A 12,278-nucleotide genomic window follows, 5' to 3' on the forward strand; every position below is an offset into this window, starting at 1 on the left:
TATTGGAATAGAAAGCCGAGTTCACTCTGTTGGGTGAACTCGGCTTTTTACTATTTTTTTTGTGAAAGTGGAGACACCTGCCCATATTCTGCATAGGATGTAAGGATTGATAATAGGCATTAGCAGTGCCTGGTTATTCAGAACGTGACAGGAGGTTAACAACGAGTGAAAATCCATATTGTGAAGAAGGGCGAGTCGTTATACTTTATCGGCCAAAAGTATAATGTTTCGCTCGAAGAGCTTTTGAAGCTGAACCCGGGTATTACGAATCCGGACGCCATTGATGTTGGCATGAAGCTGAAAATTCCTTCAAGCATCGCGGGCGGCGCAGGAGGTGGAATGGACATCATGCATCAGCATATTGTGAAACAAGGTGATACCCTTTGGAAGCTCTCGAAAGCTTGGGGCGTGCCGCTCGCGGATATGATTAAAGCGAATCCGCAGCTCAAAAATCCGAATGTATTGCTTACTGGTGAAGTTGTGAATATCCCTAAAGTAGGCGAAACCATGACTGAAGGAACTGGTGGCCAAGGTACTGGACAACAAGCTGGGCAGAGCGTGGCACAAAACACGGGAGGTCATCACGCCCTTCACCCAAGCTCAATCATGCAAGGGGTACAGGGCTGGGTCGGAAAGCTTTCTACAGCGCCTATTATTGGAAAAACACCAACAGCTCCAATTGCAGGCAAGACGCCAACTGCGCCTATTGCACCAGCACCGGTAGCCCCTGCTCCTGAAACGCCTGTTGCACCTGTACAAGAGAAAAAACCAACAGCACCTATTGTGAAGCCAGTAGAACCAGCTCCTCTTCCTGCCCCTAAGGCGGCAGCAGTTGAGCCAGCCAAAAAGGCACTGCCAATCGAAAAGCCTGTTGAGAAAAAGCTAAAACCGATTCATTCCGAATACAAGCCAAATGTTGATTTATTCAAGCAATATGGCATCCCAGCAACCGAAGCATTATCCTTGTATGATTTGCCAAAAGCACCTGAAGCAATCTCGCCAGCTGCACAACAGCCTACTTACGGAGGATATGGGCATCATCAGCCAATGATGACTATGCCGGCTCAGATGGGATATGGTTATGGGCAACCGATGACCATGCCAATTCAGTCGGGGTATGGATTTGGTCAACCAATGACCATGCCTGCTCACATGGAACATGGCTACGGTTACGGAGATTGGCATCAACCTGTRCCATTCGGAAGTACGGTAAGCCCAATGCATGAAGGCAACGAGGCGCCATTTGAGTGTCCGCCGGGGATGGTATTTGTCGGCAGTTACCCATCTCCATCCAGCATGCCAATGGGCGTTGGCCCTGAATGGGGTTATGGTTATCCAATGATAAATCCACTCCAGCATGGCATGCAGGAAAGTGGTCAAATGGTAGCCGGAACTTCTGCTTTCCCGAACCAAAGCATGGTATCGCCGCTGGCAACACAGCCGAACCAAGGCATGGTATCGCCGCTGGCAACACAGCCGAACCAAGGCATGGTATCGCCGCTGGCAACACAGCCAAACCAAGGCATGGTATCGCCGCTGGCAACACAGCCGAACCAAGGCATGGTATCGCCGCTGGCAACACAGCCGAACCAAGGCATGGTATCGCCGCTGGCAACAAAGCCGAATAAAGGTAAGGTGTCCCCTCAAGCGACACAGCCAAACCAAGGCAGTGTATCACCGCTGGCGACACAGCCGAACCAAGGCAGTGTATCACCGCTGGCAACACAGCCGAACCAAGGCGCGGTATCGCCATTTGCGGCACAGCCGAACCAAGGTGCGGTATCGCCATTTGCGACACAGCCGAACCAAGGCGCGGTATCGCCATTTGCGACACAGCCGAACCAAGGCGCGGTATCGCCGTTTGCAACACAGCCAAACCAAGGTGCGGTATCGCCATTTGCGACACAGCCAAACCAAGGTGCAGTATCGCCGTTTGCAACACAGCCAAACCAAGGCATGGTATCGCCATTTGCAACACAGCCAAACCAAGGCATGGTATCGCCATTTGCAACACAGCCGAACCAAGGCATGGTATCGCCGTTTGCAACACAGCCGAACCAAGGCATGGTATCGCCAATTGCAACACAGCCGAACCAAGGCATGGTATCGCCGTTTGCAACACAGCCGAACCAAGGGATGGCTTTCCCATCGAGCATGCAGCCTGAGTATGGTTATGGCTCCGGCTATGGTCATGGCGGGCATGGGAATGTAATGCCGGTTCAAGTGCAAAATGATGGCGGTTATGGTTATCCTGTAGCTGGTTTCTCCCCATACGCACAGCCGTTTCCATCTAATCAAGGCTGGCCTCAAACAGCCGGTGTAGGCAATATGAATCAAGACGATTGCGGCTGCAAAGGAAATCGTTCTGATCAAAACACTGCAAAGGCGGCTGACGTACAAATTGAAAAACCAGCAAAGATAGTTGTACCAAAGAAATCGAACAAAAAAGCAGTTATTCGAACAGTTTCCACACGGCCTAATAAACCGAAAAAACGTGGAAATCACCCTTGGATCAATCGTTAAATGAATGTATGCTGCCCCAAAGGTCTACTATCCTTTGGGGCTTTCTTTGTTATGAATACATAATGCTAGTCATTTTTTTGAAAAAACAGGTATCGGACAAGCAGCTTAAACTATGGATTCTTACAAATAAATCGTTTTGAATATTTATGTAATTATGGCGCATACTATCAAAAAATATAAAGAAGGGGTCTTCCCTATGATGGAATTCAGCCTTTGGAAAAACTTAAAGAAACGTTTAAAGAGAAAGCGGCGTCCCGTTTGGATGTTAGGCGTTATTATGTTTTGCTTGCTAGCAGGTTGGCTCTTTATCGCTAATAAAAATGTTGTCACAGCTGCACCCAAGCCATCAGCGAATCAAACGAGCGTTATTCAAGAGCTTGAGAAGCTTGATGGAGCGCTATCTGCAAAGCTGCGCCTCGTATATGTGTGCGGCGAAGAATCGAAGCTTCTGGGTCAATTGATGAGTAAAGAGATTGTTCAGCTAGTGCTTGCACATCCGGAGTGGAAGGTCATGTTGAATCAAGAACAGGGCACCGTTCAGTTTGAAGAGCGTATTGAGGATTTGTCCGAGCATTGTAAAGCGAATGCGTATATGGGCGTCGACAAGAAAGGGAATCTTACCCTTTATGACGGTGCTCCAAAAAAAGAAAAGGTTGTTCGAACCTTTTTCCAGCTGGACGTTCGCTATATGGAGAGCAGTTTGCCGCAGGATAAGCTGGACCAGCTTACCAAAGGGATTCGGATAACCGACATGGAAGAATATAATAGTGTTCTATCCACCTATAGCGACTATGCTATTGAGCAAAATCAGAAAGTAATGAACCCAGCCTATCAGCAAGAGTAAGTGACAAAGGAGATCGCACATCATCGTGCGGTCTCCTTTCTTTATGTCTAAAGGCCGAAATATCAAACGCGCGTTCTCATTCACGCCATCTTTTGCTATAATGGATGAAGCAACTTTCAGTGAGTATGTGGAGAAAGCAGTTATTTTGAGGAGATGACCGTTTGCGCGTTCTTGGAATTGACCCTGGTTATGCGATCGTTGGATTTGGTTTCATAGATAAGATCGGACACAAGCTTACGCCCGTGCAATACGGTGCGATTCAGACGGAAGCTCATACGCCTTCAGAGCAGCGTTTGCTGCAAGTTTACGAGTCTGCGGGCGCTTTAATGGATAAATATAAGCCGGATACTGTGGGCATAGAGAAACTATTTTTTAATCGAAACGTGACGACGGCTTTTGATGTGGCGCAGGCTAGGGGCGCTATTATTTTGGCTGCTGCGCAGCGCGGATTGCCTATTGGCGAATATACGCCGCTTCAAGTAAAGCAGGCGGTTGTTGGTTATGGCAAAGCGGAGAAGAAACAAGTGCAAGAAATGGTTAAGGTTTTTTTGAAGCTTTCGGCAGTGCCGAAGCCCGATGATGTTGCCGATGCGCTCGCTGTTGCGATCTGTCATGCGCACTCGGTCGTACTCAATCAGAAAATAAATGAGGTGAAACGTTCATGATCGATTTTTTAAGAGGCAATGTCGTCCATCTAGAATCCGAATATATCGTTCTGGACGTAAGAGATACCGGCTATCGTGTATTTACTCCTAATCCGTATGCATTTGCAAAAAAAGAAGAGCCCGTCGTCGTCTATATTCATCATAACGTTCGCGAGGATGCTGTTCTGTTGTTTGGCTTTGAGACGAGAGAGGAGCAGACGCTGTTCCGCAAGCTGCTGGAGGTATCCGGCATTGGTCCGCGCGTCGCTTTGGGCATTTTGTCAGGTGGTCGACCGGATGCGGTTATAGCCGCAATTCAGCAAGAAAATATAGCGTTTCTCATTAAGCTTCCGGGCATAGGGAAAAAAACCGCACAGCGGATGATTCTAGATCTAAAGGACAAGCTGATCGGGGCGGGGCTGGATGGAGGTCTTTTGACTGCAGCAGGTGTTGCGCTTGATCTCACATCGAGCAGGCATTCAGGTCAAGGCGCAGGCACCGCTTGGCAGGAAGCAAGGGAAGGGCTTGCTGCGCTGGGCTACACAGCAGCGGAGCTTGATAAAGCATGGAATGGATTGCAGCATAGCGTTACGGCGGAGGAATCAGTCGATTCTTTGATGAAGCGGGCTTTGCAGCAGCTATTTAAAGGTTAAAGTAGGGAGATGAAGGCAGATGGATGATAGAATCATTTCCGCCAACCTGATGATGGAAGATCAGGCAGTTGAGCTCAGCTTGCGTCCCCGTTATTTAGCCGAATATATTGGGCAAACAAAAGCCAAGGAAAACTTGAAAATATATATTGAAGCAGCAAAATTGCGCAAAGAAGCGCTTGATCATGTACTGCTGTATGGGCCTCCAGGCCTTGGTAAAACGACTTTGTCGAACATTATTGCCAATGAGCTCGGAGTGAGCCTTCGCACGACATCCGGACCTGCAATTGAACGTCCTGGTGATCTTGCTGCACTGCTCACGAACCTGCAGGAAGGCGATGTACTCTTTATTGATGAAATTCATCGCCTTCATCGTACGGTAGAAGAAGTATTGTACCCGGCAATGGAAGACTTTGCACTCGATATTATGATTGGCAAAGGGCCCAGCGCTCGATCGGTTCGACTCGATTTGCCGCCTTTTACCTTGATTGGCGCGACTACAAGAGCAGGGCTTTTATCTGCACCGCTTCGTGATCGTTTTGGCGTAGTGAGCCGATTAGAATTTTATACGATGGATGAGCTTGCGTTCATCGTGGCTAGAACAGCGGAAATATTGAATGTCAGCATTGTAGGAGAAGCGGCATCTGAGATTGCAATGCGGTCTCGAGGAACACCGCGGATTGCGAATCGTCTTCTTAAACGAGTGCGTGATTTCGCGCAGGTGCGCGGCGACGGCGTGATCACACATGATATCGCGCGTTCGGCGCTTGAGCTGCTGCAGGTAGATAAAATGGGACTCGACCTCATCGATTTCAAAATGCTGCAAGCGATGATGACTACTTTTGCCGGCAGGCCAGTTGGCCTTGATACGATTGCAGCAACGATAGGCGAAGAAAGCCAAACGATTGAGGATGTCTATGAGCCGTATTTAATGCAAATCGGTTTTCTACAGCGAACGCCGCGAGGCCGGATTGCTACGGAAAACGCCTATCGTCACCTAGGTCTACCAATACCGGGGAGGTAGTACGCCATGAGTTCCAGAGCCAATGGTGCCGCTGAGAAACTTTATGTTATCTATGATGGCCATTGCAATCTGTGCCTGGGTTCCATTGCGAAGCTGAAGGAGCTTCATTCTAAAGCGGATTTGCATTATGTTCAAATTCAACAGTTGGAGGCAGCAGGCAGTACGGAACAGCTAATTCCCTCTGTTGGTTTGTTGAAATTTGATGAGTTGTATGAGAAAATGCATGTTGCTGATGAGCAGGGGCAGCTCTTTGCTGGTGCGGATGGAATTGTCCGTATTTTAAGAACGGTAAAGGGCTTTCGCTGGCTATCCGTACTTTATCGAATACCTGGTATGAGAAGCATAGCAAATCGTATGTACAAATTTGTAGCCAAAAGAAGATATGAATGGTTTGGATCTACAGAACAAAGCTGTTCCGTTAATGGCTGCGAATTGCCGCAGAAGAGGGAGGAGAACAACAGGAATGTCAATTAAACGGAATATGAAGCGTTACTTAATCATGACGATCGCAATTGTACTGCTCGCTACAGCTTGGACAGGCTCTCCATCACAGGCAGCAGTACCAAAGCTCGACAATATTCGAGTTGCTTTGTTCATGCAATTGCCTGGGAAATACGATGATACGACAGCAGCTGCCACATTTTCGTCAACGGGTGGAATGAGCATCGGTGTAAGGCAGCCTGATGGCATCAATAATTGGTTTAATGTAGATGGAACAGCTACAGCTCGATTCGCAGTTGACAGCTTTAAAGTCAAAGTGTACGAGAGCTCTACGTTTGCTTCAGCTCTAGCTGTGCAGAAACGTTTGCAAGCTTTGAAAGGTACTGCTTTTATAACCTCCCTTTCAAAAAATGGTGCAATCATCTATCAGGTTATTGAAGGTACATACAAAACAGCTGCAGAAGCTGTGACTGCACAAACGAAGTGGAAGGGTGATAGTGAGCTGTCTAAGCTAGTTGGAGGCTCGAACTCGGTGGTTCAAGGCCCACTTCATTTGGAGAGCGGTCCGTTGACCAGCAAAGCGGATGCGATAGCAGCAGCAAGCGGCTTCGGCGCAGTTGGCCTCGATGCCTATGTTGCTATTCGTTCACAGCAAAATGGATCAGCGTACTACTCGGTAATGGTAGGGGCGGCTGTATCAGCTGCTGAGCTGCAAATCGTTAAAGCAGCTGCCGCAAATGCTTCAGGCGGAGCTGCATTGAAGGAGGCCGATGCTAGTTCGGCTTACTTGCTCATAAGAAATGATCATACCGTAACTGCTAAAGCTGAAAGTAGTACTGAGCTCTATATGTTTGCTGGCAACGATACGAAGGTTACGGTATCTCCAATCGGGAATGATCCAATTAAGCTAAACGAGCGGAGCGCTCGCAGCTATAGAGGACTATTTGAGCTTAGTATATTAAATGGACGGATGGCAGTCGTAAATGAACTTCCATTTGAACAATATTTATATTCAGTTGTAGGTGTGGAAATGTACCCTACATGGCCTATCGAAGCACTTAAGGCACAAGCGGTTGCTGCACGCACTTATGCTTTAAATCGAGGATTTGGTTTCCAAATCGCACATGTCGTGGATACGACTTTAAGCCAAGCTTATTACGGTGTAGGCTCAGAGCGGCCATCAACCATTGCTGCCGTCGAAGAGACAGCAGGCGAAGTTGCATTGTACAATGGAAAAGCAATTGATGCGATCTATTCAGCCAACAGTGGTGGATTTACGGCTGATGCCAAAGAAGCATGGGGCAACGCAGTTCCTTATATGCAGGCTGTCAAAAGCCCGGACGCTTCATCGGAGGTAGGTTTGAACAATTGGTACCGCGTTGTTGTCCCTAGCGGAGCTATTGGTTATATTAGAGAGGATTTACTAGCCGAGACAGGAGAAACGACAGCAGCAGGAAGTCGTATCATGCTAGTAAATACAAACGGAACAAAAGTGCGCAAGCATCCACTTATACAGGATACGATCCCTGTCATTGCAACGGTTGACAATGGAACACGGGTCGTTGTGCTGGATAAAAGTGTAGAATCCAATTCAATGACTTGGATACGTGGTCCTTACAGCGCACAAGAAATGTTAACAACGATTAACGGCAAAGTGAAAACTCCCGTCTCAGGTCCGCTCAAATCACTCGAAGTGAGCCAGCGCGGCGCTTCAGGACGTGCGACAGAAATTACAGCAAATGGACAAAAGCTAGCTGTTACTTATCCAATTGATTATCGTGCTGCACTAGGAGTACAAGGGTCCTTGCCTAGTACGTTGTTCCAGATTGAGGAAACCGCGAAGGTTGCTATGCTTGGTGCTGGAGCTACAACACGTACGAAGCCGTCGGATTCGAATCCTGTTTACATGATTAGTGCCGGAGGTACAAAAACAGAGGCGGTTAACGCTAACTTGTTTATATTAGATGGCAGCGGTAATATTCGCGCAGCTACGAAGGAGCCTTCATTCCGTTTTGTAGGGTCTGGCAACGGACACGGGGTCGGATTATCGCAATACGGAGCATTAAGCCTAGCTCAGCAAGGGTATGACTATCAATATATTTTGAAATACTACTACAAAGATGTCACCATCGCTAAGGAATGATTGAATCGATATGAACGTAGAATGGTTTGATTTTGAATTACCGGAACATTTAATTGCTCAGACGCCATTGCTTGACAGAACGGCCTCGAAATTGCTTGCATTAAACAAGCAAACAGGCGAATTGACACACAATAGATTTACGGATTTAGAGCAGTATGTTAAGCCTGGAGACGTTCTAGTTCTAAATGACACTAGAGTTATTCCAGCCAGGTTGACGGGGATGAAGAGCGATACGGGTGCTAAGATTGAGCTGTTGTTATTGAAGCAGCTCGAGGATGGCAGCTGGGATGCGCTCGGAAAACCGGCTAAACGTTTAAAGGTCGGCACCGCACTATCCTTTGGAGATGACGGTGCAGGCAATCCGCTGCTGCGCGCTGTTGTTGAGCAAGAAGGCGAAATGGGCGGACGTACGATACGTTTTGAATATGAGGGGATATTCCAGGAGCTGCTTGACCGTCTTGGAGAAATGCCACTGCCTCCGTATATCAAGGAAAGGCTTGAAGAACGCGAGCGATATCAAACCGTGTATTCCAAACATGCGGGATCAGCTGCAGCACCAACGGCTGGCTTGCATTTTACGGAAGAATTTCTTAAGCGTCTGCAAGCGAAGGGCGTTAAGCTCGCCTACGTAACACTGCATGTTGGACTAGGCACATTCCGTCCAATGTCCGTTGATCTCGTTGAGGATCATGAAATGCATGCAGAGTATTATGAGCTGAGTGAACAAAATGCCGCAATAATTAATGAAGCCAAACGGAGCGGAGCACGTATTATCGCTGTAGGGACAACCTCATCTCGCACGCTGGAAACTGTTGCTGCTCGCTTTGAAGGAAAAGCAATCGAAGCTTGCAACGGCTGGACATCTATTTTTATTTTCCCAGGTTACGAGTTTAAGCTTGTCAATGCATTACTCACCAATTTTCATCTACCAAAGTCAACGCTCGTTATGCTTGTAAGTGCGCTGGCTGGACGAGATGCTGTCATGCACGCCTATGAAGAAGCGATTGCTCATGAATATCGATTTTTCAGCTTTGGCGATGCCATGTTTATTTACTAATTAGGAATAGGAAGCGTGAATTGTGGCTGTAAAATATGAATTAATCAAACAATGCAAACAATCAGGAGCAAGACTAGGACGTGTACACACTCCGCATGGTGTGATTGAGACGCCTACCTTTATGCCGGTAGGAACACAAGCTACTGTGAAAACGATGGCTCCAGAAGAGCTGAAAGCGATGGATGCTCAAATTATTTTGAGCAACACCTACCATTTGTTCCTAAGACCGGGACATGACATTGTAAGAAATGCTGGTGGATTGCATAAGTTCATGAACTGGGATCGTCCAATTCTAACAGACAGCGGCGGATTCCAAGTTTTTAGTCTTAGCGAAATGCGTAAGATTACCGAGGAAGGCGTACACTTTCGTTCCCATCTCAATGGCGACAAAAAATTTCTTTCACCAGAAGTAGCGATGGAAATTCAGAATGCTCTTGGCTCTGATATTATGATGGCATTTGATGAATGTCCGCCATTTCCTGCCGAGCATGACTATGTGAAGAAATCGTTGGAGCGTACGACTCGTTGGGCAGAGCGCTGCCTTAAGGCTCACGCAAGACCGCATGACCAAGGGCTGTTCGCTATCGTTCAGGGGGGGATGTACAAAGATTTGCGTATTCAAAGTGCAAATGATTTGACTTCCATGGATTTCCCGGGGTATGCTATTGGTGGACTGAGTGTTGGAGAGCCTAAACATCTGATGTATGATGTTCTCGACTATACGGTTCCCATTTTGCCAGCGAATAAACCACGCTACCTTATGGGAGTTGGATCGCCAGATGCATTAATTGAAGGGTCTATCCGCGGTATTGATATGTTCGATTGTGTTTTGCCAACGCGTATTGCTCGCAATGGGACAACCATGACAAGCCAAGGCAGACTCGTCATCCGTAATGCGAAGTACGCTGAGGATTATGGTCCTTTGGATCCAGAGTGCTCATGCTATACATGCACGAATTATTCCAGAGCTTATATCCGGCATTTAATTAAAGCGGATGAGACGTTCGGTATGAGGCTGACGACTTATCACAATTTGCATTTCTTGCTACAACTCATGCGGGACGTTCGGCAAGCGATCATGGATGACCGGCTTTTGGATTTCCGGGATTCCTTCTTCACAAGCTACGGCCTGTTCGATAATGAGAAAGGGTTTTGAAAGGAGGGATTTCGATGTTGCAAGCAGCAGGTGAAGCAGGATCAACAAATATCCTACAAATGATTTGGCCTTTTGTGCTTATGTTTGCGGTTTTTTATTTCTTGCTTATCCGTCCGCAGCAGAAGAAACAAAAGACTCGTGCAAGCATGCTTAACCAATTGAAGAAAGGCGATAAAATTTCAACAATTGGTGGATTGCATGGCACAGTCGTTGAGCTGAGTGACGATACGGTTGTTATTCGTGTCAACGATACAACTAAAATGACATTTGAGCGCAGCGCAATTAATACAATTATCAACTCCGCACCAGCGTCGGTTGATTTAGAGAAATAATTAAAAAAACCGACTGACATGCTTGCATGTTAGTCGGTTTTTTTTTTTTTTTTKTAAATGTTCATTTCTTCATATTTACGCCAATCATACCGCCAAATGCACCTGATAAGAGTGCAGCGCCTAGAAGAAGGATGCTATGTACGGATAAGGAAGCATTTGATGCAAGAAAGCTGATAATGATAACAATTATGCCATAAAGCAAACCGAGCAATGCGCCATTATACCAGCCTTTGTTTTCAGAGCGTCTTCCTGATGTAAAGCCCCCCGCTAGTGCTGCGAAGCCGTGAACCAGCATGGCGTTAGAGGGCAAACTGCTTTCCTTCATTGCCGTAAAATGCAAAAGCAGTGAGAGCAGCAATGCGCCTACTGCTAGCCAAATGATTGAAAAAAGCACTCCGGCAAGCAAAGGTGAAGCGATTAAAGGCGGCTTAGGTGCTTGTTTAACCGAACTCATCATATTCCCCCCAGCGTTATGAACGTATTACTTATCCATATGGTCAAGCTAGGTAGAATAGTACAGGAATTAGCTTGTCAGTATGTATTTATGAGCAGCTTATTCCGCATTGCCATATATTCGTATAAACAGCAGGAGTATGATGTTGTAACACGTAGGTCAGAATAGCTTTACGGACAAAACGCAGCTGGCATCAGCTCGAATGATAAAGACGAGGAGGCGGTTTCCTTTGGAATTTTGGGGCCTGTTGATCCGGACGATAATGATTTATTTCGTCGTATTTCTGATCATGCGTTTTATGGGAAAACGAGAAATCGGTAAACTTTCCGTGTTCGATCTCGTTATTTCAGTCATGATTGCTGAGATTGCAGTCATTGTTATTGAAGACATGGAGCGGGCGATGTGGGAAGGCATCTTACCGATGGTCGTTTTGATGATTATTCAAGTAGGCAGTGCTTTTATGACGATGAAGAGTCGAAAGCTAAGACTGCTGTTTGATGGTAAACCAAGTGTAATTATTGACAAGGGCAAGCTGAATAGTGACGTTATGCGCAAGCAGCGGTACAATCTGGATGATCTAATGCTGCAGTTACGGGAAAATAAAATCAGTGCTGTATCGGATGTTGAATTTGCGATTTTGGAGACGAGCGGCAAGCTGTCCGTCATACCCAAGGAAAATGCTGATGAGTCTGAAGAGGGCAATAATGAAGGTCAGGAATCAGAGCGATCCGATCAAAAGCTGAAGCAGTACAACCAAACGAATATTTTTCCACCGAAATATCGCTTTGAGATATTGCCTGTCCCGCTTATTATGGATGGCAAGGTGCAGGACAAAAACTTGGAAAATCTTGAAAAGACAAGATTTTGGCTAAAAAATGTTTTGCAGGAAAGAGGCGTCTTCGATTTTAAGGACGTGTTTTTTTGTACGATTGACTATAAAGGGAAGTTGTTTATTGATACGCACGATAAAAAACCGCGTTAAAGAGAGGGCTTATCCCTTTCTTTACCGC

12 protein-coding genes are annotated in these 12,278 nt (G+C 46.7%); 11 read left to right on the plus strand and 1 reads right to left on the minus strand.

From position 1 onward, the window contains the following. Positions 1-165: 165 nt before the first annotated feature. The 10 genes from AB4Z50_RS03610 to yajC all read left to right on the plus strand — a co-directional run bounded on the left by AB4Z50_RS03610 (position 166) and on the right by yajC (position 10,814). Entirely contained in the window at positions 166-2,523 is a 2,358-nt protein-coding gene (locus AB4Z50_RS03610; RefSeq protein ID WP_441875792.1) for a LysM peptidoglycan-binding domain-containing protein, read from the plus strand. A 196-nt stretch (positions 2,524-2,719) separates the two neighbouring features. After that, positions 2,720-3,367 (plus strand): BofC C-terminal domain-containing protein, encoded by a 648-nt coding sequence (locus AB4Z50_RS03615; RefSeq protein WP_339207873.1) that lies wholly within the window; start codon positions 2,720-2,722, stop codon positions 3,365-3,367. A gap of 161 nt (positions 3,368-3,528) precedes the next feature. Beyond that, the gene (ruvC, locus tag AB4Z50_RS03620) at positions 3,529-4,032 is read left to right on the plus strand and encodes a crossover junction endodeoxyribonuclease RuvC (protein WP_076270842.1); all 504 of its coding nucleotides are present in this window, start codon (positions 3,529-3,531) and stop codon (positions 4,030-4,032) included. Beyond that, entirely contained in the window at positions 4,029-4,664 is a 636-nt protein-coding gene (ruvA, locus tag AB4Z50_RS03625; RefSeq protein WP_054027250.1) for a Holliday junction branch migration protein RuvA, read from the plus strand. Before ruvC ends, ruvA begins: the two co-directional genes overlap by 4 nt. A gap of 19 nt (positions 4,665-4,683) precedes the next feature. Beyond that, entirely contained in the window at positions 4,684-5,685 is a 1,002-nt protein-coding gene (gene ruvB, locus AB4Z50_RS03630) for a Holliday junction branch migration DNA helicase RuvB (protein WP_076270841.1), read from the plus strand. Between the two features lie 6 nt (positions 5,686-5,691). Continuing rightward, positions 5,692-6,159: a thiol-disulfide oxidoreductase DCC family protein gene (locus tag AB4Z50_RS03635; protein WP_441875797.1), complete on the plus strand. Its 468-nt coding sequence runs from the start codon at positions 5,692-5,694 to the stop codon at positions 6,157-6,159. Further along, positions 6,149-8,269 (plus strand): SpoIID/LytB domain-containing protein, encoded by a 2,121-nt coding sequence (locus AB4Z50_RS03640; protein WP_441875800.1) that lies wholly within the window; start codon positions 6,149-6,151, stop codon positions 8,267-8,269. Before AB4Z50_RS03635 ends, AB4Z50_RS03640 begins: the two co-directional genes overlap by 11 nt. 10 nt (positions 8,270-8,279) lie before the next feature. Further along, complete coding sequence (queA, locus tag AB4Z50_RS03645) at positions 8,280-9,326, plus strand: tRNA preQ1(34) S-adenosylmethionine ribosyltransferase-isomerase QueA (protein WP_441875803.1); 1,047 nt, start codon at positions 8,280-8,282, stop codon at positions 9,324-9,326. 22 nt (positions 9,327-9,348) lie between these two features. Beyond that, complete coding sequence (gene tgt, locus AB4Z50_RS03650) at positions 9,349-10,482, plus strand: tRNA guanosine(34) transglycosylase Tgt (RefSeq protein WP_179089915.1); 1,134 nt, start codon at positions 9,349-9,351, stop codon at positions 10,480-10,482. Positions 10,483-10,496: 14 nt separating this feature from the next. Continuing rightward, the gene (yajC, locus tag AB4Z50_RS03655) at positions 10,497-10,814 is read left to right on the plus strand and encodes a preprotein translocase subunit YajC (protein WP_076270836.1); all 318 of its coding nucleotides are present in this window, start codon (positions 10,497-10,499) and stop codon (positions 10,812-10,814) included. Between the two features lie 61 nt (positions 10,815-10,875). Here yajC and AB4Z50_RS03660 read toward each other — a convergent pair whose 3' ends face one another. Beyond that, the gene (locus AB4Z50_RS03660; RefSeq protein WP_441875808.1) at positions 10,876-11,268 is read right to left on the minus strand and encodes a TIGR04086 family membrane protein; all 393 of its coding nucleotides are present in this window, start codon (positions 11,266-11,268) and stop codon (positions 10,876-10,878) included. A 262-nt stretch (positions 11,269-11,530) separates the two neighbouring features. On the opposite strand from AB4Z50_RS03660, the gene AB4Z50_RS03665 reads away from it, so the two are divergent. After that, positions 11,531-12,250, plus strand: coding sequence for a YetF domain-containing protein (locus AB4Z50_RS03665; protein ID WP_441876191.1), 720 nt, complete (start codon positions 11,531-11,533; stop codon positions 12,248-12,250). Positions 12,251-12,278: the final 28 nt, after the last annotated feature.

Source organism: Paenibacillus sp. 2TAB26, from assembly GCF_052115145.1.
Lineage (GTDB): Bacteria > Bacillota > Bacilli > Paenibacillales > Paenibacillaceae > Pristimantibacillus.

Excerpts from the sequence above, each read along its gene's own strand:
- yajC (WP_076270836.1), top strand. The coding sequence starts at position 10,497 with ATGTTGCAAGCAGCAGGTGAAGCAGGATCAACAAATATCCTACAAATG.
- AB4Z50_RS03665 (WP_441876191.1), top strand. The coding sequence starts at position 11,531 with ATGATTTATTTCGTCGTATTTCTGATCATGCGTTTTATGGGAAAACGA.
- ruvB (WP_076270841.1), top strand. The coding sequence starts at position 4,684 with ATGGATGATAGAATCATTTCCGCCAACCTGATGATGGAAGATCAGGCA.
- AB4Z50_RS03640 (WP_441875800.1), top strand. The coding sequence starts at position 6,149 with ATGTCAATTAAACGGAATATGAAGCGTTACTTAATCATGACGATCGCA.
- AB4Z50_RS03660 (WP_441875808.1), bottom strand. The coding sequence starts at position 11,268 with ATGAGTTCGGTTAAACAAGCACCTAAGCCGCCTTTAATCGCTTCACCT.
- AB4Z50_RS03615 (WP_339207873.1), top strand. The coding sequence starts at position 2,720 with ATGATGGAATTCAGCCTTTGGAAAAACTTAAAGAAACGTTTAAAGAGA.
- queA (WP_441875803.1), top strand. The coding sequence starts at position 8,280 with ATGAACGTAGAATGGTTTGATTTTGAATTACCGGAACATTTAATTGCT.
- AB4Z50_RS03635 (WP_441875797.1), top strand. The coding sequence starts at position 5,692 with ATGAGTTCCAGAGCCAATGGTGCCGCTGAGAAACTTTATGTTATCTAT.
- ruvA (WP_054027250.1), top strand. The coding sequence starts at position 4,029 with ATGATCGATTTTTTAAGAGGCAATGTCGTCCATCTAGAATCCGAATAT.